Origin of the sequence: Flammeovirga sp. SJP92 (assembly GCF_001583495.1) — a bacterium.
Classification (GTDB): Bacteria; Bacteroidota; Bacteroidia; order Cytophagales; family Flammeovirgaceae; genus Flammeovirga.
The window spans coordinates 285,667-310,618 of record NZ_LQAQ01000018.1; the positions used below are offsets into that span (position 1 = coordinate 285,667).

The window sequence follows — 24,952 nt, forward strand, 5'->3', positions numbered from 1 at the left end:
AAATACTATGAAATACTCCGAAAAGTACAAAAGTGATTTCCAAAAAATTGAATGGGATGATTCTTCTAAAATTCTAAAAACAACTTGGAATACTCCTATTAATATTTCTGAAGAATTATATAGAAATGAAGTATTACAATACCTTAGAGTAACAGAAGAAATGGCTCCAAAATTACTTTTAGTAGATGCTATTAGAGCTTATTACAACGTCCGACCTGACACTCAAGATTGGATAAATGAGCGTAGTGTAATCCTAAACAAGAAAATTGGTTTACAGAAAATGGCATTTATTGTTTCTTCAGATATTTTCTCTCAAATGTCCTTTGAAAAGATTCTTGATAAAACCACCAGCGAAATAGATCTTTTTAAATTACAATACTTCGACGACGAGCACAATGCAACCGATTGGCTTATAAACTCCTTGGATTAATTATATTTTATACATAAATTTACAATTATTATCAATGCTTATTACTAAACATTATTTGAACACTACTAAATCTATCAAACCTATGAAACATATTTTTACGATAGCTCTGCTTGCTTGTTGTGTAGCCTTATTGGCATGTACAAAAGTTCATAAATCTAGTCCAGAATCTACTTCTTTTGATGATAGAAAAAGAGAATCTCAATTTTACAATTTCAAGTTGAAAAAATTAAATGGAGAATATCTTGACTTTCAAACGCTTAAGGGTAAAAAGATTTTAATTGTAAATACAGCCTCAAAATGTGGATTTACACCACAATATGAAGCTTTACAAAAACTACATGAAAAGTATGGTGAAAAATTAGTGATCCTTGGCTTCCCTTGCAATCAATTTGGAGGACAAGAACCTGGATCAAGTGAAGAAATTGCTTCCTTCTGTAAGCTGAATTATGGCGTTACTTTTACAATGATGGAAAAAGTAAACGTTAAAAAAGGTGATGATCAAAGTCCATTGTATAGATGGTTATCTGATCCTGAAGAAAATGGATGGAATGATGAAGCTCCATCATGGAACTTCTGTAAATATTTCATCAACGAAAAAGGCGAACTAAAAGACTTTTTCAATAGCAATGTTAAGCCTACAGATACTGATTTAATTAACGCTATCTCAAAATAATTTTTTAAATCATTGGAACAAAAACCTTTCATCAGTAAGTTCAGTTCAAAGGCTTATTGATGAAAGGTTTCTTAATTTATGGACAAACAATACTGGACAGAAAAATACAAAACCAATAATACCGGCTGGGACATTGGTTATGTGAGCACTCCTCTCAAAGAATACATTGATCAAATAGCAGACAAGGAATTAAAAATACTAATTCCTGGTGTGGGCAATGGCTATGAAATAGAATACCTATGGAAAAATGGGTTTAAAAACTGTTTCGCTCTGGACATTTCAGAAACCCCTCTTCAAAATGTCAAACTTAGGTGTCCTGATTTCCCTGAAGAACAATTGATCTGTAAAGATTTTTTTCAGCTAGAAATTGATAACTTTGATTTGATATTGGAGCAAACCTTTTTTTGTGCTTTGAATCCAAAGCTTAGGAAACAATATGTGGAGCAAATGTATCGTTTACTGAAAAAAGGTGGTAAATTAAGTGGGTTGCTATTTGATTTTGAGCTAACAAAAAATGGCCCACCTTTTGGAGGTAGTAAAGAAGAGTATTTATCTCTTTTTGAATCAAAATTTGAGATAAAAACACTAGAAAGATGCTACAACAGCATTCCTCCAAGAAGCGGGAATGAATTATTTTTTAGTATTGAGAAGTAGCTAAAAAGGTATAGAAATTTTCTAAAGATGAATAAACAAATTGGTATTAAAGTTCTTTGGCTTGATCAATATGCCAGATTAAAGGAAGAAAACAGCAGGTTGAGAGCAAATCTCGACAATGCTTTAGAGTATTGTAATGCCCTGCTTGAAGAGAAGGAGGATTATGAATTCAGTGAGAAAGAAGAGGAACCTTTATTGGAAGCAATCAACGCCTTGAGACTTCAAAGAAAGGCATTGAAAGTCATTGAAGAAGAAAGAGCATGGGTTTCTGAAGGACTAACTAAATTTGTTGACATTCTTAGAACCTCACAAAGCAACCTTGAAGAACTTTGTGATCAAATTATCAATAATCTTGTTTCTTACCTTGGCGTTACACAAGGCGGTTTATTTATTGTAGATGACAACATAGATGACAGGAAAGAGTTGATGCTGATTTCTGCTTATGCTTATGAAAGAAAGAAGTATATCAATAGAAATGTAAAACCAAGAGAAGGTTTAGTAGGACAAGTTTTTATTGAAAAACGCCCGATGTTCTTGAAAGAAATTCCTGAGCAATATGTCAATATTTCTAGTGGATTAGGTCAAGCAAGACCTACCAACTTATTCATTGCACCAATGCTGATGAATGAAGAGGTTTATGGGGTGATTGAATTGGCTTCATTGAAGGAAATGCCTGAATTCCAAAGAGAGTTTGTACTGAAGTTAGGTGAAACAATCGCTTCTACAATTGCAGCCACTCGTAACTCTGACAGAATGAAAACTTTATTGGAAGATTCTCAGGTACAAGCAGAGCAAATGAGAGCACAGGAAGAGGAAATGCGTCAGAACGTAGAAGAACTTCAAGCTACTCAAGAAGAGATGCACAGAAAGCAAAAAGAAATGGAAGCGGTTAATGTCAAAACCAAAAATAATGAAGAGGTTTTGAAAAAAGCTTTCGAGAAAATGAGTACTACTGAGGAAAATTACAAAGCCAAAATTGAAAACCTTACAGGAGTTGTTACCGAAAAAGAGGATAAAATTGCTTCATTAGAAAGAGAAATCGAGCTAAAAAATGAAGAAATCCAAAAATTAAGGGGACAACTTTAATATAAATTCTAAACAAAACATAGGTTATTGCAAGAACTTGCAATAACCTATTATTTTTGCCGTGGAAAATTGTATTTTTGCAATTCCATAATTTTTAGTGAAAGTAAACAAATAAAAAGGTGGCGTTTTTAACGCTTCCGGCAAAAATAGCGATATATGAAAATCTCCTTAAATTGGCTAAAAGGCCTAATTGATATAGAAGACAAAACGCCACAGGAAATTGATGAGCTTTTAACCAGTTCTGGTTTAGAGGTAGAAGGAATCGGTGAAGTTGAAGAAGTGAAAGGTGGACTGAAAGGTTTAGTTATTGGCGAGGTTTTAGAATGTGAACAACATTCAAACGCAGATAAATTAAGAGTTACAAAAGTTGATATCGGTGGGGAAGAACCTGTACAGATTGTATGTGGTGCTCCTAATGTCGCTAAGGGACAAAAAGTTGTAGTTGCTACTGTAGGCGCTGAGCTTTATCCTTCTCCAACAGAAAGTTTTAAAATTAAAAAAGGTAAGATCCGTGGTGAGGTTTCACTAGGTATGATCTGTGCTGAAGATGAAATCGGATTGGGTACTTCTCATGACGGTATCATGGTTTTAGATACTGATTTAGCCAACGGCACTCCTGCTGCTAAATATTTCGGTTTAGAAAATGATCAGGTTTTTGAGATCGGTCTTACTCCAAACCGTGTAGATGGTTCGTCGCATTATGGTGCTGCTCGTGATTTGAAAGTATTATTGGATCGTGAAATCAAGCAGGCTACTAAAGCAGAATTAATCGAAAACTTTAAAGTAGATAATACTTCTACTCCTGTAAAAGTTAATGTTCAAGCAGAAGAGGCTTGTCCAAGATATACTGGTTTGACAATTTCTGGAATTACAATCAAAGAATCTCCGAAATGGATCAAACAACGTTTAAATTCTATTGGTTTAGCTCCTATCAACAACGTAGTGGATATTACCAACTTCGTTTTACATGAATTAGGACAACCACTTCACGCTTTTGATCTAGCAAAAGTAACGGGCAACGAGGTGAACGTAAAGTTCGCTACTGAAGGTGCTAAGTTTACTACTTTAGACGAAGCAGAAAGAGAATTAAAAGGTAACGACTTGATGATTGCTAATACTTCTGAAGATATGTGTATCGCAGGTGTATTCGGTGGGTTAGATTCAGGTGTTACTGAAGGAACAACGAGCATCTTCTTAGAAAGTGCTTACTTCCACCCTGACTTTGTTCGTAAAACATCACAGCAACACAGTATCAAAACAGATTCTTCATTCCGTTTTGAGAGAGGTTGTGATCCGAACATGTGTATCACTGCATTGAAATATGCGGCAATGTTGATCAAAGAGTACGCCGGTGGTGAAATCTCTTCTGAGATTGTAGACATCTACCCTACTCCTATTGAGAATTTCATTATTGATGTGAAATTCAAAAATGTAGATCGTTTAATTGGTCAGCATATTCCACAAGACAGAATCATCTCAATTCTTGAAGGTTTAGAAATCTCTATTTTAGAGCGTACTGAAGAGACAATCAAAGTTTCAGTTCCTCCTTATAGAGTTGACGTTCAAAGAGAAGCAGATATCATTGAAGAGATCTTAAGAATTTACGGTTTCAACAGTGTAGCATTAGACGAGTCATTATCAACTGATTTCTTAGCGAGTTTCCCTAAGAAAGACAAGCAAATTCTTCAGACAAAAGTGACTGAAATGCTTGCAGGAAGCGGTTGTTTCGAAATCATGACTAACTCTTTGACTACAAGCAAGTATTCAACAAGTTTAGCGGATATCGATGAGTCAAAAGATGTAAAAATCTTGAACATCTTATCTGCAGATTTAGATGTAATGCGTCAGTCAATGTTATTCTCTGGCCTTGAAGTAATCGATAGAAATATCAGACGTCAGCAGAAGAATATCAAAGCATTTGAATTTGGTAAAACATACCATAAAGGAGAAGAAGGTTACACAGAAAAAGAACACCTAACATTATTTGTTTCTGGTACTTCTTCTGATGAATCTTGGATCAGAAAAGCTGTAAATGCTGATTTCCATACGATCTCTTCTATTGTAGAAAGAATCTTTGAAAGATTAAATATTCAAGGTATTTCTAAAGAATATGTGAAGAATGATACTTTCTCTTATGGCTTAACTTACACTGCTAGAAAGCAAGTAATTGCTACAGTGGGTATGGTCAACCCTAAGACAGCTAAATTAGCAGGTGTAAAAACGGAAGTATTCTTTGCGGATATCGACTGGTCAGCATTAGTGAAAATGTACAGTGCAGATTATAAATTCAAAGAATTGCCTAAATTCCCTGAAGTACGTAGAGATTTATCTTTAGTATTGAACAACAAAGCTACCTTTGCTTCAATTCAGGAAATTGCAAAGAAAACAGAAAGAAAATTATTGAAGGGTGTCAATGTATTTGATGTTTATGAAGGTAAGCACCTTGCTCAAGGTTTAAAATCTTACTCAGTGAGCTTCATCCTTCAAGATGAAAATAAAACTTTAAACGATAAGACTATTGATAAATGTATGACAGCATTAATCAAAGCTTTTGAAAATCAGCTTGGTGCTGTAATCCGTAAGTAGTCCTATCAAACCACTCTCTTTTTATGATGAAAAGGGAGTGGTTTCATTTTTTAATTCCGATCAATTATGTCAACTGTCATCCCCAATTTAAGCGACGAACTTAAACTATTAGTTGAAAAAATCAACACCCTGCAAGCACTTTATAGAGACGCACAAACTACGATTCATCAATTAAATGAAAATCGTATAAAAACTGAAAAACAGTTAGATGCTACAATAGATATACAAGAACATAGTGATCGTTTACAGGAATTGATCAACAAAGGAGATGAACAGATTGATCAATTAATGCATGAGAAAAATGTCTTGCAGCAAGAAAGAGATGAAGCACAACAGCTTTCTGAGGGGCAACAGAGTGTCATTCAATTTCTGAATCAGGACATTGATCAATTAAGGAAAGAGATCGAAGAAAAAAATGAAACAATTGATGTTTTTAATGAACAAAAAAGAGCATCGATTATGGAGGTTCAAAAATTGAAAATGGAAATCAGAGACCTTAAACCAAAGGCTGAGGCTCTTGAAAAACTTCAATTAGAAAATCAACAACTTTTAAAGGAACAAGAGGAAAATAAGACAGAAATTGAGCTATTGAATGAGGAAATCGAGAGACTTTCCTAAGGCAGGCTACATTTTTGACTGAAAAGGATATAAAATTCCAATAATTAAAGTACATTTATTCTTTAAAAGGGAATTTTACTTAGATCGAAGAAAATTTCGGTTTAATATTCATATTCACATAGATTACAATAACTACCCTAATGGGGTGATAACCAAAAAAACTTGTAGTACTAAACATGGGATTAAGATCCACCAAAGAGAGCATACAACTGAACATTTGTGGCAAATTATACAACGTTAAAGCCAGTAAATCTGAAGAGCATCTGCTAAAAAAAGCAGCAGAGCGTTTAAATCAGATTGTGGATGAAAAACGTCAAAATCTCTCTGGTGTAGATATGAAAGATCTACTTGTTATTACTGCATTTGATTTTGTTGTTGAAGCTTTGAAAGAACAAGAGGAGTTACAAAATATCGCTAGTCGTGTGAATGATATCAATAAACAATTAGACGAAATTTTACCTTAATATTTCTTCTTTTTTGATCTTGTAGTTCCTGAATATATATATTAATCAACTGTAGTCACCGAACTACGCACAGACATCTGTACGTACAACATGGAACAAATAATTTTAGCTGCCGTTGTCAGTCTACTTATTGGAGTAGCAATTGGCAGATTTTTATTGGTGAAGGTCTTAAAAGGCATGGAAACAGCCGCTAAAGACAAAGCTCAAGACATTGTAAAAGATGCAAAGAAGGAAGCGGAGAGCATCAAAAGATCAAAACTTGTTGAGTCGAAAGAGAAATTCTTAAAAATGAAACAAGATTTTGATTCTGAAACGGCAAAAAGAAAGAATCAACTAAACGTCAACGAGAACAAGTTAAAACAGTTCGAAAACCGTTTAAAACAACAGGAAGCAAAGCACAAGCAGAAAGAAGCAGTTATTGCAAAGCAGATTGAATCTTTCAAAAAGAAAGATCAGGAAATGGAGCAACGCTTTGAAGAATTAGCACATCAAAAACAACTTACTTTTAAGGCAAAAGAAGAAGCAGAACAACTTCGTTTGAAGCAAGTAGAGCAACTTGAAAAAGTAGCGAACTTAAAAGCGGAAGAAGCTAGAGAGCAACTTGTGGAAGCATTAAAAGATGAGGCACGCACTAAGGCTTCTATGCATATCAAGAATATCATGGAAGAAGCGAAGATGACTGCAACTAAAGAGGCTCGTAAAACTGTTATCACTGCAATTCAAAGAACTGCTGCTGAACAGGCAATCGAGAACTGTGTCTCTATTTTCAACCTAGAAAGTGACGAACTGAAAGGTAAAATCATTGGTAGAGAAGGTAGAAACATACGTGCTTTAGAAGCAAGTACTGGGGTTGAGATCATTGTTGATGACACTCCTGAAGCTATTATCATCTCAGGTTTCGATCCTGTAAGAAGAGAGATTGCAAGAGTTTCGTTACACCGATTGGTAGCTGATGGCCGTATTCACCCTGCTCGCATCGAAGAAGTTGTTTCTAAAACAAAGAAAAACATTGAAGACGAGATCGTAGAAATCGGTGAGCGTACTGTTATCGATTTGGGTATTCATGGTTTACACCCTGAATTGATCAAATTGGTTGGTAGAATGCGTTTCCGTTCTTCTTATGGTCAAAACTTATTACAGCACTCTAGAGAGGTTTCTAACTTAGCAAGCACAATGGCTTCTGAGCTTGGCTTAAACTCTAAAGTAGCAAAACGTGCCGGTCTTCTTCACGATATTGGTAAAGTTTGGCCAGAAGAGCCAGAACTACCTCACGCAATCTTAGGTATGAACCTAGCGAAGAAATATGGTGAAAGTCCTGAGGTTTGCAACGCAATTGGTGCTCACCACGACGAGATCGAAATGACTACGCTTATTTCTCCTATCGTTCAAGCATGTGATGCTGTAAGTGGTTCTAGACCTGGTGCTAGACGTGAAATGATGGAATCGTACATCCAACGTCTGAAAGAATTAGAAGGTTTAGCAATGAGCTTCAAAGGGGTTCACAAATGCTATGCAATCCAAGCAGGTAGAGAATTACGTGTAATGGTAGATGCAGATAAAGTTCCTGATCAAGATGCTGGACAATTATCATTTGATATTGCCAACAAGATCGAAACAGAAATGCAATACCCTGGACAGATCAAAGTAACTGTAATTCGTGAAACTCGTTCAGTACACTTTGCGAAGTAATTACAGATAAAATTATATTTTTGAAGGTCGGTTTTTTATTAAGCCGACCTTTTTTTATTTTTCAAACCTAAAAAACAAGAAGTGTCAAAGTATGAAAAGTTAGAATATAATGGATCTCACCATGAACCTATCTTTTCAAAAAAGTACTATTAACTCTTCTCTAAAAGATTTATATATGAGTGATAACAAAACTAGATGTGAATGGTCTAAACAGCATCAAATAGACCAAGACTATCATGATACAGAATGGGGAGTTCCTGTATATGATGATCGTAAACTTTTTGAAATGCTATGTCTTGAGGGGCAACAGTCCGGCATGAGTTGGCATATTATATTACTCAAAAGGAAAAACTACCAAGAACTTTTTGAGAATTTTGAAGCTGAAGCCATCGTTGAATTTAGTGATGACTATTTGGAAGCCTTAATGCAAGAGAAAGGGATTATCAGAAATAAGCTGAAAATTAAAGCGATTGTCACGAATGCAAAAGCTTATTTAAAAGTGAAGGAAGAGTTCGGGACTTTTAAAGATTATATCTGGCAGTTTACAGACCATAAAGTCATTCAAAACAACTGGAAAACGATGGAAGAGGTTCCTACGAAAACGGAAATCAGCGATAGAATGAGTAAAGATCTAAAGAAAAGAGGTTTTAAGTTTGTGGGAAGCATTACATGCTATGCTTACATGCAAGGTGTCGGGATGGTCAATGACCATACAGTGGATTGTTTTAGACACAAAGAAGTGCAACAACTCGCAAGACCTAGAGCTTAAATCAATATTCTACCGTAAAAGGTAAAACCATTTTCTGTTGTACAGGTTTACCATTCTGCTGAGCAATCATCCATTTTGGTGAACTTTGTAAAACAGTGATAACCTGTCTATCAATCTCAGACTCTATACCTTTGAGAATTTTTATTCCTTCTAACTTACCATACTTATTCACTATAAACTCTACAAATACTTTCCCTTTTTGGTTGGCGTCATTGGCTTCAAAGGTAGCGTGAAACCAGCTGTAAAACTCTCCCATACCTCCAGGATAAGATGCAGAAGTCTCTGGCATAGAATAAATAATATCTGAATCTTCAGCAGAAGCTGTTTTCATTTCATGATCCAGCAACATAGATAACTCATTGGCGTGCATCCTCAACTCTTCTGTCATGGGATAATTGTACATTTCCATCACTTCATTCTTTGCTATGTCATTTAAATTTAAATGATGGTGTGCCAAAGATCTGATGTATTGGATCTCGGAAGTAGTTCTTGGTAAAAGAGCTATAATTTCGTCAGTTTTAATTAATGCCTTGTCAAATTCTTCTTGTTCTAATAACTCATATGCATAGCGAATATAGTCTTTAGATATTTCTTCAGGTGTTAATTGAGCCGAAGCATTGAACGGCATATTAATGACGATCAGTAGTAATAGTAGTAGAAATTTCATATTAACGAGTGTCTTTGTACGGCTTGTAGATATATAACGTATTGTTTGTAGTTTTATTATTTGTAGGTACACATACGTATATATAAGCTCAGTGAAAATATATTATATTTCTGGCGAAGACTTTAAATTAAAGCCACTACTCCTAGTTTTAAACGAAATAACATTCAAAATGTTAGCAATGAGCTGATAGAGTAGTTATTGTAAATTAAGGAAGAAGATATGCATTTTGCAAATTTAATCTTCTCTCCATTTAATTCTATAAGACAATCCCCCTTCCATAAACCATGTCTTTTCTCCAAAACCTCCATAAAGGTCCAGCATAAAATCATCGGTCACTAAAAAAGAGAATCCTCCATCCACATTAGGTTCAAAGTCATTCAAATTACCATAGAGTTCTATAAAAGCACCCCATTTATTACTGATTGATGCTGAGAAATTAAAAGTAGCTGGAATGATATATTTAGAGATACCTCTCCTTGGAAAAGTTACTCCTACATTCATATTGTAAGCAAGCCAACTATTAATTTGATTTTGCGTGGCAACGTTCATCAACATACCTGCTGACGATCTTTCATAATCGTTATCTACTAACCTTGTCAGTACTCTCCCTTGAAATGCCAGACTTGGAATCCAACCGTCATTCTCTAGTACACTATACTTAAAACCCAATTCAGTGTCACTAATACCATTCCCTACCACAGTAGTTTCTCCTTGGCTAGTTACTTTATCATTGGTGTAGTTTACTAATGCTTCTATGTCAAATCTTTCACTTATAGCGAACCTCAAGAAAGTATTACTCTTGATCGTTTTCATTTCAGTGTCACCGCTATTTTCAGCATAATTGACTCCTGTTTGTATCTGAATTACATGTTTGCCCAAAGTGGTGGAACTGTAAGTCTGTCCAGGCCTATCGGAAGATATTGTCTCACTGAATTGACCAAAAGTGAAGTTTGATATAAAAAATAGAGTAATAGTAAAAAGTAATAATTTGTATTTCATAATAGATCAAAGTAAATATTCGAGCCAAATTAAATAAAAACAAAATACTCTTTTAACAAGATCACAGTAAAGTCTAATAAAATAAAGAGATATTTATACCTTATCAGCCCTTGTATTACAAACTCAATATTCATCTAGTTTCTATTGTCATTAGTAATATCAAAAAAACTTGATGATAAATTAATTTACAACCGGACTATTAATACAAGAGGCTACCCAAAATGAGCAGCCTCTAGACTATACTGAATTAAAAGAAAACAAACTTTTGATCTAGTATTTATACTTCGCTTACCAAAGTACAATTTCAAAATTCATAAAAGATTTCTCCTTCAGTGTTTTTGCAGGAAGTGAAAACCGTTTTATTTGATTTTCACAATACGTATATTATCATATTTGATATCTAAAACTGGAATCTCCTCACCTTCTGGTGCATCAGCATTTTGAAGTGCAAAACGGATAGCCTGACCATCAATCTCAGATACAGAACTGATTGGTGTGCCACTACCTCCATTAGAACGGAATAAGTCTAATGGTATAACCACTGTTTCCCATCCATCTGTTTGATAAGGCTCTCGGTCTCCTGTAAATTCCCAATAACGAGTCATGTCTTTGTTCACCTCCCAAGGTTTCCATAAGAAATGGGGACCACTGTCACTGATAAATTGCATTTGAATTCGCCCACTGTTTAGCGGTACTCCAACATTGACTTCAAACTTCAGAGCATAATCACTACTTGATCCTTGAAGCCCTTGTGCTCCATATCCATTGAGTGCGATCACCCAATTGTTATTCCACCAAGAACTTGGAGTGATAGGACTATCCTGATAAGTGTGTACATAAACACCATCAATACCGTTTTCAGTCTTGAAAGCATCAGGGCCAACACCCCATGAGAAAATATTGAGATCATCAAAGTTACAAACCATACCTTCTGTATCATTGAATCGATGTCTTGGTGCAGCAGAAGATGTACCAGAAGCTGTAACCACTTCTACAGTGCCCGCTTCAGTGATTCCTCCAGGAACTGTTATGGTCAAAGAAGTTGCATCATCATTCACATCAAACCCTTCAGTAACTTCTACACCGCCTGGGAAAATCACTTTCTCAATGAAATAGAAATATTTTCCTGATAGTGTAAAAGAGTCTCCTCCTTTTGCAAACTCATTACTTATTCCTTCAATTGAAGGTGCCGGAGGCAATACAATTAAATCTCTCTCCACTACTCCCATATCAGTAGTCATGATCAATTTATTAGAAACCGTAGCGTCTGTTGCCACTGTTGGCACATCATCAGGAACTGTGATAATAACGCTTGCATCCGTCACATAAACGGGATTTAAGAACAGCTCCATACCATTCAATGTCACTTTGAAAGTAGAACCTAACCCTTTTCCCATTATAGCTATCACTTCACCGAGTCCCACTTCTGATAGATCCTGCTCTGCATTGTCTGGATTTGTATATCGGACCATTGAGATGGCTGGAGCATCCTCTGTTTCTTCTGTACAAGAGGTGAATAATCCTTGCATTACCAATGCAACAATTATATATATTGGAAGAAATAATCTTCTCATGATTTTCTTAAATTTAATTATCGAAATTATACTCAACTGCATCCTCTTTTAATAAAGGATTATTCACTACATCAGCTTCAGGGTAAGGTAAGATCAAGTCTGATTCAACCACTGTATATGTTCTTGAATCCAAAACAGGAGTACCATCTTCCCAAGTATAAGAACCACGGTCTTGTGTTGACAAATAGCTTACCACTGCCGATGCATCAAAGAAGCTCCAACGTACTAAATCGTACCAGAAATGTCCCTCCATCGCAAATTCTACCCTTCTCTCATTAAAAATATCCATCCAAGTCATTACAGATTTTGCTTCAAGTCCTGCTCTCTGTCTAACCGCATTGTAATACTGTAAAGCATCCGCATCTGATGTAGAAGTATTATTTCCCATTGCAGCTTCAGCGTATGTTAAGTAAACTTCTGAAAGTCTAAGCATGTAGGTATTCAAACTTGTACGCATGAATGCTACTTCTCCATCGTTGTCATCTGGAGTACCAATCACATATTTCTTTACAGAAGATGCTGCAGGTGCTGTTTCCAGATCATAAAGATATCCTCCTTCACTTTGTAATAACTCTGGATAAAAATCACCTTTGTACATAAAAGTGGCTTGTCTCCTTTGGTCACCAGCCTCATAAAGTGCTTGCATACTTGGAGAGGCGCCACCGCCTGCACCCCAACCATCACCTACACCGGTAAGTTTCCCTTCAGGAGCAAGATAAGCTTGGTGTGTGTTTTGCGTACCCCAACCTCCATTGACTACCCACTGGAAAGCAAATAAACTTTCTGGACTATTGTTGTTTTCTAACTTGTAGAGGTCGTTATAATTTTCCATTAATACCAGACCACTCTGTCTGATAACTTCACCTGCATGTAATTTGGCCATATCCAAGTCCGCCTGATTACGGCTTCCATTTTGACCCAAGCCAGACCTGTACAAATACGCTTTAGCTAGCATTCCTTTAGCAGACCATTTTGTTACCCTACCTGGATCATCTGTTTCTGGTAAATTTTCTGAAGCAAATGTCAAATCATTGATAACAAATTGAAATACACTACTTGCCGTGTTTTTAGGAATAATTGGATCTTCAATTAAGGATACATTGTCTTCAATAATAGGCACTTCTCTCCACAATAAGCCAAGTTGCATATAAGCAACACCTCTCATAAAACGAGCCTCAGCAATTGCTTGGTTTTTAGCTTCAACAGGAATACTTTCAGCTGCATTATTATTGATATTACGAATCACACTATTGGATTGTCCAATTACTACAAAAAGTGATCTCCAAGCCTCTACCAACGTTGGTGTTGTACCTGTTACTGCAAATCTCCAGAATGCATCATAACCCGCATCATTTGTTGCAAAATTACCTCCTCCACCATCACCGATTGCAAAGTTTGCCTTATCGTTATAATCAAACCAAACAATGTTGTATAGTGCTGCTGTCGCCATTTTTAATTCTTTCTCTGATTGATAGAAAGAATCCTGTGTAATAGCATCTTCAGGTGGACGGTTTAGAAACTCTTCACTACAGGCTCCTAATACTACAGCTGTAATGAATAACAATATATTTCTTTTCAAATTCATTTTTCTAGATCGTTTAGAAGTTGACATTCAATCCCATTGTGTAGATTCTTGGAGAAGGATAGTTACCGTTGTCTACGTTAGGAAGAAGAGGGTTTTGGTTATAGTTACCAATCTCAGGGTCATACCCAGAATAGTTTGTGAAAGTATACAAGTTTTGGAAATTGACATACACTCTTAATTTTGTCAAGTGCATTCTGCTTGTCAATCTTCTTGGAAGATTGTAACCAATTGATAAATTCTGGATACGTAAATAAGTACCATCTTCAATGTATCGATCACTGATACGGTTATTGGCATTGGGATCACCTAACGCTGCTCTTGGTAAAGATGCATCAGGATTTACAAGTGTCACTCCTTCAATTGAATTATCATTACTTGATAAGATTGCTCTATTCTTAATTGCTGCCGATTGGTTTGTACCACCTTTCATCTCTTCTGTCATCATTCTAGTATAGTTGAAGATTTCTCCTCCTACACTACCTGTCAGCATTAAATTCAGGTCGAAGTTTTTCCAGCTTAAAGTGTTGTTGATACCAAAAGTAAAATCAGGATTTGGATCGCCAATGTAAGTAATATCTTCTTCATTGATTACACCATCATTATTTTGATCTTTAAACTTAAGATCTCCTACCCATGTGCCACTATATCTGTCAATTTTATCTGATTGTTGAGCGTGGTTCTGAACATCTGCTGCATCTTGGAAAATACCTTCTACTTCGTAACCATAGAATAAACCAACAGGCTGTCCTTCACCAGATCTTGTAATGTGATCTCTGTCATACTGCACTTTTCCATCTAAATATTGTCCACTTGCTTTTACAATCTCATTTCTATTGACTGTTAAGGTAATACCTGTGTTCCATTTCAAGGCTCCAGTTGTATTGACAGTATTTAATGTCACTTCCACCCCTTTGTTAGAAATCTCTCCAATGTTTGTATATGGCGATGTAATTGAACCAAAACCTTGTGACCCCATATACATTGGAAGTGGCAACTGCATTAGCAGGTCTGATGTATTTTTCTGATAAAGTTCAGTGATCAATTCCAATCTATTTTCAAACATCGCTAAGTCTACACCAATGTTGTAAGATCTTGATGTTTCCCATTGTAAATTAGGGTTTGCATAATTAGTTGGCAGTAAACCAATCCCCCATTTTGTAGCATAATTTGTCAAACCAACTCCATACTTATATCCACCTCCAGTATCTTGATTACCCACTTCACCGTATCCAACTCTCAACTTCAAGTCACTGATTTTGCTTACACTTTGCATGAAGTTTTCATTTTTCACTTTCCATGCAAACGCAAATGACGGGAAGAAACCCCATTTTTTACCACTATCGAAGTTAGATGACCCATCATAACGGAATGTTGCTGTCAGCATATAACGATCTAAGATATCGATATGACCACGACCAAAGTAAGATGCTAGAGCGTGGCTTCCACTATAACCAGAGTTTTGAGCTGTTTCTGCATCACCTGCATTAATTTCAGTAATATCATTAGATACAAAATCACTTCTGAAAGCCATCACGCCTTCCCAAGAACTTTCTTGTGCTTCCTGTCCCAACATTGCTGTCAGTTTGAACTTATCATTAAAGTTTTTAGAATAAGTCAAGAAGTTAGTTAGAATCCAATATTTACTTTGATCTACTTGTTTTCTACCCTTGTTTACATTATTTACAACGCTTCCAATCTCATAAGTAGGATCAAAGCCATAGTTGTTCGTAATACCAAAGTCATAACCTAATTTTGTACTGAACTTAAGATTCTTATGAAGGTTTACTTCTGCATTTACGTTACCAAAAAGCTTCATTCGCTCTAAACTCATATCTCTTAGTTGCGCTTGAGCCACAGGATTAAGGAAATTGATGCCATCTTCTGGTCTTGGGCCACCCCAAGAACCGTCAATATTTTTCACTGGAATATCAGGGCGCTGTCTCAATGACAATGAAATAACACCATCAATATCATCGTTCAATGTAATTTGCTCTGTAGTGTTACCATAGTTTACAGAAGCTCCAATTTTAAACCAATCCGTCGCTTTGTGATTCAAATTCACTCTACCAGTCAGCTTTTGAAAACCAGAACCAATGATAATACCTTCTTGATCCAAGTAACTCAATGAAGTAGCAAAAGTAGTTTTATCATTTCCACCTGTTAAACTCAAATTATGACTATGCATAGGAGCTACTCTAAAAATTTCATCTTGCCAGTTTGTTCCTTCTCCTAAAATAGAAGGATCCATTAAGTAAGGATCAGTATCTCTATTGTATTCCGCATCGATTTCTTTGTTGTACTCTGCAAAATCTCTCAGGTTCAATACATCCAATTTTTTAGGCACTTCTTGTAATGCAAAAAAGGCGTCGTAAGAAATGTTTGTCTTTCCGGATTTACCCGATTTTGTTGTTACTAGGATTACGCCATTAGCTGCTCTTGATCCATAAATTGCAGTTGCTGAAGCATCTTTTAATACTTCAATTGATTCAATATCATTATTATTAATGGCTGACAAAGCGTTTACCGCTGTCTGACCATCTCCACCGCCAGCCCAGCCAAATCCTGAGCTTGTCCCTTGTGCATTACCAGAAATAGGCACACCGTCAATAATATACAACGGTTCATTGCTACCAAAAGAACTTGAACCACGTATTTTAATCGATACGCCACCACCAGGCTGTCCTGAGTTTTGTGTAACCACTACACCCGCTGCTCTACCTGCCAATGCCTGATCCATGGATGTTGAGACTGTATTCTGTAAAGCTTCTCCTTCAACTGAAACTAAAGATCCTGTAAGGTCAGACTTTTTCATTTGGCCATAACCAACAACCACTACTTCTTCAAGCTGTTCCAAATCAGCCTCTAGGCTTACATTAATGACACCGGAAGTGCCCACCGATTTGATGAGGTCTTTATAACCTACATATGTGAAGATTAATTCTGTGATGGGATTATCTGATACTAGTTTGTAATTACCGTCAAAATCAGTCACTGTTCCCAGCGTAGTTCCTTTGACCACTACGTTTACACCTGGAATAGGTGATTGGTCTGCACCATCTAGTACTTGCCCTGTGATGACTCTTTCCTGTGCATATAGTTGAAGAGAGCACAGCAGAGATATTAGAAACATTAATAATTTAATATTTCTATTAGAGTTATAATACTGCATGTTTGTTTTCTTTGATAAGCGATAGTTTTTCATTTCAAAAGACATGTAATAAATAGAATCGATTAATTTGCTTTATTTATCGTACCACGTCCTACCTTGATAAGAAATACTTATAAAGGGTTTTCATTTCAATAGAGAACTAGCTATATAGAGATACTATAGTATTTTTAATCTTATTTTATCATTTGTAGTAATAGATTTATAAAAAAGAAAAACTTGTAGTCATAAAAAATTACTTACTTATGAAAGTAACATATGGTGTTTTCTAGTAGCTCTTTATAGTGTCGAATTTCAATCATTTCATACTTAAACAAATTTTCATGATGTAAAGTGTAGATATAACAGCTGTTAAAATTTCTATAGCAATGTTAAGAATATTATAATTAGGTCATCAAATAATACATAATTCAATTTTACGATATTTATACTACATTATTACTACCATTGAACAATAAAAAACTGAATAACAACATCTTAACTCTTCATTACCTATTACTACATTATTTATGAAATGAGAACATTAAACACATTCAACTAGAATAACACGTACTTGAAACACTTATCTATAAAGAATTCAAATTTAAAGGCAAATGAAATGGGATTACATTTATCATTTAAAAAAATCAATCTTACACATAAAAAAAGCAGTACTTCAATATTTTGAAGCACTGCTTTTTTATTTAAGTTAAAAACCTGTCGTTGCTTTTTATTTTCCCCAACCGAAGAAACAATGACCGTCTTTATTATATCTTTCACTAAATGAGAAGAAGAATGAAGCCTCTTCTGCCGCATTGTCATCAGAGTCTGAACCATGTACAACGTTTCTATCTGTTGATTTAGCAAATCGTTTACGGATTGTACCTTCCTCTGCTTTTGTAGGGTCAGTTGCACCAATTAGTTTACGGTAATCAAGAACAGCATTCTCTTTTTCAAGTACTGCCGCAATAACAGGCCCTGATGTCATGTATTTTACTACATCTTGATAAAAAGGCTGATCTGATAAGTGACGGTAAAACATTTCTGCTTGTTTTGTTCTTAGCCTAACCATTTTCATGGCCTGGATTCTGAAGCCTGCTTCATGGATCATTGTAAGGATCTCTCCAACGTAGTCTTGGTTTTCTTCACCGGGTTTGATCATTGTGAAGGTAAAGGTTCCTTTTTGTGGAGCATAGTTATCTTGAAACATATGTTTTTTTGTTTAGTGTTTAATTTATTTTTGGCCATTAATTAAATTTCAGCCTAACGTAATAGGGATCAATTCAATTGTACTAAACAAACTTATATTAAAGTTCCTTTTTACACAAGAAAAAAAAGCTAGAAACAAGGAGTTGTCCTCATTTCTAGCTTTTGTATTTTGAATTACAGATATTCTTAAGGTAATTTTAATACTCTTGCATCTGAATCAACTTGGCATATGCACCATCTGATTCACTGATTAAATCATTATGATTTCCAATTTCTGCAATTTTCCCTCCTTCCAATACGGCAATCTTGTGAGCATTGCGTATAGTAGAAAGTCTGTGTGCTATAATCAAACTTGTTCTGCCTTCCATCAGTGTTTCCAACGCTTCTTGTACCAACTTCTCCGATTCAATATCTAAAGCAGATGTTGCTTCATCTAGAATCAAAATTGAGGGATCTTTCAGAATTGCTCTTGCAATGGCAATTCTTTGACGCTGACCTCCAGAAAGCTTCACTCCTCTTTCTCCAACTAAAGTTTGCATACCTTCAGGGAAAGATTTGATGAATTCAAGGGCATTTGCTTTTCGAGCTGCTTCAATAATTTCCGCTTCCGAAGCTTCTGGGTTACCATAAGCAATATTTTCTGCAATTGAACCACCGAATAATAATACTTCCTGAGGTACTACACCTACATGCTTTCTGAAGCCAATCAAATTATAATCTTTTGAAGACTTTCCATCAATCAACAAATCTCCGCTGTCAATCTCATAAAAACGCTGTAGTAAATGCGCTATTGTAGATTTACCTCCACCTGATTTACCCACTAAAGCTACCTTCTCACCTTTTTCTATTTCTAAATCAACGCCTTTAAGGACTTCAATTTCCTTACGCGTAGGGTAAGAGAATTTTACATTCTTGAAACTAATCTTACCTTCTAATTTTGGAATATTCTCTTTGTCAATCTCGTGCTCTGAATCAGCCGCTAAAATTTCCTCAACTCTATCCGTTGCTCCAACAGCTTTTTGGAGTGTACCATAAATATCTCCCAAGCCTGCCAAAGAACCACCAATAAACATTGTATAAAGTACAAAAGTAGTCAAACTGCCAATTGAAATTTCATCCACTGAAACCATATATGTACCGTACCAAAGTACTCCTAAAATACCACCCATCAATACGAAAATGATGAATGAAATAAAAGTACCTTTATAAGTAGCTGATTTTAAAGCAATATCTACCACTTTTGATAAATTATTACCGTATCTTTTGATTTCGAATTCCTCGTTGGCAAATGTTTTTACAGTACCAATAGATTGGATCGTTTCTTCTACTACAATATTAGCGTTTGCTAACTCATCTTGTGTACTTTTTGACAGCTTACGGATAAACTTTCCGAAAATAATAGCAAAAATAATCAAGACTGGAAAGCTGAGAATCATAATAGACGACAACTTAGGATTTTCATAAAATAAAATGGAAACACCAAATACCAATGTAGCAATTTGTCTAAACAACTCTGCTAATGTTGTAGAAAATGTGTCTTGTAAAACCGATACATCTGATGTAATTCTACTGAATAGTTCACCCGAACGATTTTTATCATAAAATGACATTGGAAGAGACATGAACTTTTGATAAAGTGCCTTCCTAATATCTGCAATTGCATTTTCATTTACTTTTGCAAAAAAGTATACTCTTAGAAATGAAAATATACTTTGAAACAATAAAACAGCCATTAAAGCCAGTCCTACAGATGTTAGATCCGGCAACCATGGAATTGTCACCTTTCCTTGTGCAGTATCCATCAGCACACCAATCAATTTAGGCAGTGCCAATAAAATTGTACTTGAAAAGAAAAGACTGATTAAACCCAATGTAAAAACACCTTTGTAAGGCATCATAAATCGGAAAATGCCTCTCAGTTTTTTTATACTTCCTTTGTCTAAACGCTGTTTTTTCTTCTCTCCAGAATCTTTACGCGCCATGTTTCTAAATATTCCCAAAACATTCTTTACTTAATACCGTCTGCAAAAGTAATTTAAATCACCAATAAAATACAAAATGACCTATTATTAATACCAAAAAAGCTTCATTTTTTAAGTATGAAGCTTTTTTAGGGATCTAAATCATTATTATTTCGGTGACGAATGTATCTATAATTTACTATTCAGAATCAGTTTCTACCGTAAATTCACCTTTTTGATAAGTACATATTACTTTGTTTCCTTCCACATTTGTTTCCAATTTCACGGGAAAGTCAGACCAAAGTGTCCCAATGTGCTGCATGGTTTTATGCACGTAACCTAATTCCAATTCTCTGCCGTCAAATTCATGCACCAATTGTAACGTGTTGTTCAAAGGTGCAATGCCTTTCACTTTAATAATTGGAATACTTCCAGTACCTGTCTGAGCAATCAAAGTATCACGTACCTCTTTCCAGCCTTTCATATCATCTGAAATATTACTGACTGATATTCTACCGTTATTTCTTTGGTATTCAAAAAGACCCAATTCCTCCATGAGTTCCCGCGTCAGAAAACGTCTTAAGAAAGATACATCTCTGTCTACTTCTCTCACATCAAAAATCTGAGGATTAATTTCATATTCAAACATGTCCTTTTTCCCTGCCAAATGTGCCATAATGTTGAAACCAATATGATAAGGATTTAAGCCTCCTACATGTGGACGAATCACTTGATTATGAGAACGAATAAAATCCACATGCATGGCAGGAGGCAACTTTAGTTTATGTAAAATGGTATAATGCCAGAAACTTGCCCAGCCTTCGTTCATAATTTTGGTTTCCATTTGAGGAAGAAAATAAAGTGTTTCTTCCCTTACAATATTGAGAATATCTTTTTCCCAATCTTCCAGGAATCGACTGTTCTCAATCAAAAACAGAATCAAATCTTCTGATAAAGAAGGAATAAATTCTTCATCCTCTTCCTTAATTTTCAGCTCATCCCAATACGTTTTATCTTTATTCAAAGCACCATAATAATGGCTTCTCTGTTCTTGCTCTGACAAACGAACAATTCTTTGATTTCGATCTACATGAAAACTTATGGCGTGTGCTGCATCCAAAATCCTCTCCACTCCTTTGTAACCAATGCTTGGTGTTTCTATATAAGAGCGGATTCTATCGGCATGAAGTTTAAAGTTTTCAAGAACAAATTCTGGTCGAGTATGAGAGAAATTAATATTATTCTTAAAAAAGTCATTGTGGCCATAAACATGGGCCATTACTAATATTTGCATTGACAGTGGATTGTCAATCATCAAGTAAGCTAGACAAGGATCTGAGTTAATTACCATTTCGTAGGCCAATCCTTGGGCTCCCATTTTATAAAGGGTGTTTTGTTTTTCGAATGATTTCCCAAAACTCCAATGTGGATATCTTGAAGGCATTCCCACATAAGATTGATAACCAATCATGTCATGGTAGTCACACACCTCAAATTCCTGTGGATAATAATCCAAGCCACATTCTTGTGCAATTTCTTCTATTTTATCATTCCAACGAGCTAAATCATCTAAGGACCAATCCATATTATTTATATTTTTAGAATTAATGATTGATCATTGGTCTGTTCATTAATCCATCATTGTATTACTTCTGTCTTTGTTCAAGAATTTCTTTAAAGCGGGCCAAACAGACTCTTTTGACCTCATTCTCAAGCAAACAAAGTTTTCTTCTTCTATTTTTTTGAATTCATCAAGCATCGTAGACCATGAATAACCCATATCAGGCTTGATCTCACCATAACCAAACAAGTTGCATACTTGAGTGAGTTTCTCCGCTGACTCAATGGCCAATTTGTTGTCCGATGCGAAATTATCTCCATCGGAACAATGAAATGCATAAATGTTCCAAAGAGCGGGATTATACCGATCTTCTATTATGTCTAATGCCTTTATATAAGCCGATGAAATTTTAGTACCACCGGATTCTCCTTTATGGAAAAACTCATCTTCGGTTACTTCCTTGGCTTCTGTATGATGGGCAATAAATACAATTTCAGTATTTTCATAACGGGACTGCAGGAAGGTATAAAGCATAAAATAAAAGCTCCGTGCTAGATACTTTTTGGTCTGATCCATGGAACCTGAAGTATCCATCAAACATAAGATCACTGCATTAGAATGCTCTTCAATATCTACCTGAAGTCTTCTATAAACAAGATCATCATTATGGAATGGAAACGTTTCTTCAGATTGTTTTAACTCTGTACTGTCAATACCTTTTGCCTTCATCCTCTTGATACGATTCATCATCGTTTTCCTTTTAGACAAACGTGCTCGGATCCCTTTTTTCTGATAACCTACTAATTTCCGCAACACTTCAGTTTCAGATTGGAAGTACTTTTTCTGATCCATGTCAGGCAGTTCCAGATCTTCAAACATCAACTCCACTGCTTCTTCTAAGGAAATTTCTGTTTCGTATATATCTTCTCCGGCATCTTCCCCGGCCTCTCCTTTTCCTTTCCCTTTTTGGGGCTGTCCAGATTGATCTTGAATTACCTGTCCTTTCTGTTCTTTGCCAGTACCCTGTGCAACGCCTTTTCCTTTATTGGAACCATACACAAATCGATACTCTTTCAAACCTCTAATGGGTACTTTGATCTTTTTGTCCTTAGATTGTCCAATAATGGATTCATTTGCTATAACATCTGAGATTCCTTTCTTGATTTTGTCTTTGACTAATTCTTTATGGCGTTGTCGGTCAGCCACAGACCTATCTCTCTTCTGTTTACTAAATTCTTTAAAAATAGCCATGCTTTACTAAGTTAAATTCTAAATTCTCAATAATATTAAGAGCATGCTTTTCACATGCTCTTTTTATTAGAATCCTTAGTCTTTCCAAAGGTTATTGGATGCAAATGACAATACTGCCTCTACACTTTCCTCATTATACCCCATGGCAATCATCTGTTCTACCATGGCATTGTATTTTTTCATTTGACCGTCATCTCTTGTCTTCGCTTTGAGAATAATTCGAGTGATATCTTTGACAGATGCCATTAATTTCTTCTCAATAGCCTCTTTCAATGGCTCATAACTAGTGTAATGTAAAGCACCATTTCGTCTTAAAATATGCGTTACATAACTCATTACATCCTGTCTGAAACCATCCGCAGCAGTTCCTGCTATTCCTATTTGCTGTTCGATTGAACCTAAGAATTTTAAATCCGGCTCCATTTCCTCATTATTTTGACCTTGGACTTTACGCTTCAATACATACGCTTCTACATGATCAAGGTAATTCTGGAACAATGACTCCGCCTGTTCATCATAAGCATGCACAAAGGCTTTTGTAATATCGCTTTCCAGCATTTTCAGGTATTCCTTATAAAGGATATCTTTCAGAATATCCATATAATGACTCTTCACATCTCCTGCCAAAGGTTCTTCCTTCAACTTTGTCTGTAAAGCATCCAAAACAGCAATTGGATGAATAGTATTTGTCTCTGTATCAGAAAGTGCGTTATCCAACGCTTTCATGATAAAACGAGTTGAAATACCACTCATTCCCTCGTCCTCATGTTCTTCTTTCAGTTCCAGTACATTGATTCTTTTCGACTGACCATTTTCTGTCACTTCATCGCCATTGTATAATTTCAACTTGGTTAGAAGGTCACATTTATTGGTTGGTTTCAGTCTTGTAAGAATAGCAAACATGGAAGCAATCTCTAATGAGTGAGGAGCGATGTGCGCGTTAAAATCCGACTTATTGATGATTTTCTGATAGATTTTTATCTCCTCTGAAATCTCAAGTACATAAGGCACCTCAATTTTTACAATTCTATCTAAAATAGCTTCATTGGTATGATCGGCCTTGAACCTGTTCCACTCTGCTTCATTGGAGTGTGCTAGAATCACACCATCAAAATAAATCATACCATGCTTACCAGGTGCAGGAATTCTTTTTTCTTGAGTGGCGGTCAACATTACATGCAGGTATTCGATTTCATTTTTAAACACCTCAATAAACTCTACTAAACCTCTGTTACCTACATTGAAAGCACCATTCAGTGTCAATACTCTTGGGTCGTCTTCACTGTAACGGTCTAGTTTTGAAATATCTTCAGAACCGATTAAAACTGATGTATCTTGGTTATTAGGATCTACAGGAGGTACCATGCCCACACCATGTCTTTTACGGATACTAAAATCGCGTTTAATGACATTGAACTTTGTAAAATCTCCTTTTAATTCATGATCCAGTTTGAATTGTGTTACCGGGTCCAATTCTCCTTCAATTTCCACACCTAATCGGCTTTCCATTTCTGGACGCAATTCAGGAGGTATGGCACATAGTGGATTGGTATTCATTGGTGAACCTTCAAGGAAATAAAAAGGACTCAATTTTTCCAGTCCTGATTTTAATTTTTCAATCAATGAAGATTTACCTGCACCTACAGGCCCTACTAAAAATAGTACTTGTCGGCTTTCCTCCCCCTTCAATGAAGCGGAATGAAAATATCTAACGATTTTCTGTAATACCTTCTCAATTCCGAAAAACTCATCTTCAAAAAACTTGTAGCTTTTCAACTTGGTATGGGCACCAAATATTCTCCGAAGTCTTACGTCCTTGTCGGTATCAAGGTGAGAAACACCATCTTTTGTGATGGCCTTATACATTCTTTTGTGTGCGAGATCGGCCAAATCATTTTTGTTTTGTACAATCTCTAGATAATCCAAAAATGTGATTTTCTCTTCCGCTTTACCTTTTTCTTTACGGAAAGAGTCAAAAAGCTTTTTGAATTCATTTTGATCATTTGCGGCATTCATAGTTGTTTCTTTTTG

Annotated in this window: 19 protein-coding genes; 9 read left to right on the forward strand and 10 right to left on the reverse strand. The window is 35.7% G+C overall.

Annotated features, from left to right (window positions below; all coding sequences use genetic code 11):
* Positions 1-7 precede the first annotated feature (7 nt).
* From AVL50_RS04960 to AVL50_RS05000, 9 genes are all read left to right on the forward strand, one after another.
* A complete protein-coding gene (locus tag AVL50_RS04960) occupies positions 8-430 on the forward strand; it encodes a hypothetical protein (protein ID WP_062615370.1) in 423 nt (140 codons plus the stop codon).
* 82 nt (positions 431-512) lie between these two features.
* On the forward strand, positions 513-1,103 hold the full coding sequence (locus tag AVL50_RS04965; protein ID WP_062615433.1) for a glutathione peroxidase: 591 nt from the start codon (positions 513-515) through the stop codon (positions 1,101-1,103).
* A 78-nt stretch (positions 1,104-1,181) separates the two neighbouring features.
* Entirely contained in the window at positions 1,182-1,757 is a 576-nt protein-coding gene (locus AVL50_RS04970) for a methyltransferase domain-containing protein (protein WP_062615371.1), read from the forward strand.
* 27 nt (positions 1,758-1,784) lie between these two features.
* Positions 1,785-2,843, forward strand: a complete 1,059-nt coding sequence (locus AVL50_RS04975) for a GAF domain-containing protein (RefSeq protein WP_062615372.1) — start codon at positions 1,785-1,787, stop codon at positions 2,841-2,843.
* Positions 2,844-2,999: 156 nt separating this feature from the next.
* The gene (gene pheT, locus AVL50_RS04980) at positions 3,000-5,429 is read left to right on the forward strand and encodes a phenylalanine--tRNA ligase subunit beta (protein ID WP_062615373.1); all 2,430 of its coding nucleotides are present in this window, start codon (positions 3,000-3,002) and stop codon (positions 5,427-5,429) included.
* Positions 5,430-5,495: 66 nt separating this feature from the next.
* Positions 5,496-6,047 (forward strand): hypothetical protein, encoded by a 552-nt coding sequence (locus AVL50_RS04985; protein WP_062615374.1) that lies wholly within the window; start codon positions 5,496-5,498, stop codon positions 6,045-6,047.
* A 176-nt stretch (positions 6,048-6,223) separates the two neighbouring features.
* The gene (locus AVL50_RS04990) at positions 6,224-6,511 is read left to right on the forward strand and encodes a cell division protein ZapA (RefSeq protein ID WP_044207387.1); all 288 of its coding nucleotides are present in this window, start codon (positions 6,224-6,226) and stop codon (positions 6,509-6,511) included.
* A gap of 90 nt (positions 6,512-6,601) precedes the next feature.
* Positions 6,602-8,200: a ribonuclease Y gene (rny, locus tag AVL50_RS04995; protein ID WP_062615375.1), complete on the forward strand. Its 1,599-nt coding sequence runs from the start codon at positions 6,602-6,604 to the stop codon at positions 8,198-8,200.
* Between the two features lie 175 nt (positions 8,201-8,375).
* The gene (locus AVL50_RS05000) at positions 8,376-8,969 is read left to right on the forward strand and encodes a DNA-3-methyladenine glycosylase I (protein WP_062615376.1); all 594 of its coding nucleotides are present in this window, start codon (positions 8,376-8,378) and stop codon (positions 8,967-8,969) included.
* A 1-nt stretch (position 8,970) separates the two neighbouring features.
* Here the strand turns inward: AVL50_RS05000 and AVL50_RS05005 are convergent, their stop codons facing one another.
* The 10 genes from AVL50_RS05005 to AVL50_RS05050 form a co-directional block, all read right to left on the reverse strand.
* Positions 8,971-9,636: an energy transducer TonB gene (locus AVL50_RS05005; RefSeq protein WP_082795668.1), complete on the reverse strand. Its 666-nt coding sequence runs from the start codon at positions 9,634-9,636 to the stop codon at positions 8,971-8,973.
* Between the two features lie 234 nt (positions 9,637-9,870).
* Positions 9,871-10,635, reverse strand: a complete 765-nt coding sequence (locus tag AVL50_RS05010) for a transporter (protein WP_062615378.1) — start codon at positions 10,633-10,635, stop codon at positions 9,871-9,873.
* Positions 10,636-10,994: 359 nt separating this feature from the next.
* Positions 10,995-12,209 carry a glycan-binding surface protein gene (locus AVL50_RS05015; RefSeq protein ID WP_062615379.1) on the reverse strand — a complete coding sequence of 405 codons (1,215 nt, stop codon included), beginning with the start codon at positions 12,207-12,209 and terminating at the stop codon, positions 10,995-10,997.
* Between the two features lie 13 nt (positions 12,210-12,222).
* Positions 12,223-13,794: a RagB/SusD family nutrient uptake outer membrane protein gene (locus AVL50_RS05020; RefSeq protein WP_062615434.1), complete on the reverse strand. Its 1,572-nt coding sequence runs from the start codon at positions 13,792-13,794 to the stop codon at positions 12,223-12,225.
* Positions 13,795-13,807: 13 nt separating this feature from the next.
* A complete protein-coding gene (locus AVL50_RS05025; protein ID WP_172826761.1) occupies positions 13,808-16,996 on the reverse strand; it encodes a TonB-dependent receptor in 3,189 nt (1,062 codons plus the stop codon).
* Positions 16,997-17,669: 673 nt separating this feature from the next.
* Entirely contained in the window at positions 17,670-18,149 is a 480-nt protein-coding gene (gene ndk / locus AVL50_RS05030) for a nucleoside-diphosphate kinase (RefSeq protein ID WP_062615381.1), read from the reverse strand.
* A 196-nt stretch (positions 18,150-18,345) separates the two neighbouring features.
* Positions 18,346-20,130, reverse strand: a complete 1,785-nt coding sequence (locus AVL50_RS05035) for an ABC transporter ATP-binding protein (protein WP_062615382.1) — start codon at positions 20,128-20,130, stop codon at positions 18,346-18,348.
* Positions 20,131-20,308: 178 nt separating this feature from the next.
* Entirely contained in the window at positions 20,309-21,694 is a 1,386-nt protein-coding gene (locus AVL50_RS05040; RefSeq protein ID WP_062615383.1) for a SpoVR family protein, read from the reverse strand.
* A 45-nt stretch (positions 21,695-21,739) separates the two neighbouring features.
* The gene (locus AVL50_RS05045; RefSeq protein ID WP_062615384.1) at positions 21,740-22,921 is read right to left on the reverse strand and encodes a DUF444 family protein; all 1,182 of its coding nucleotides are present in this window, start codon (positions 22,919-22,921) and stop codon (positions 21,740-21,742) included.
* 75 nt (positions 22,922-22,996) lie between these two features.
* Entirely contained in the window at positions 22,997-24,937 is a 1,941-nt protein-coding gene (locus AVL50_RS05050) for a serine protein kinase (protein ID WP_062615385.1), read from the reverse strand.
* Positions 24,938-24,952 lie beyond the last annotated feature (15 nt).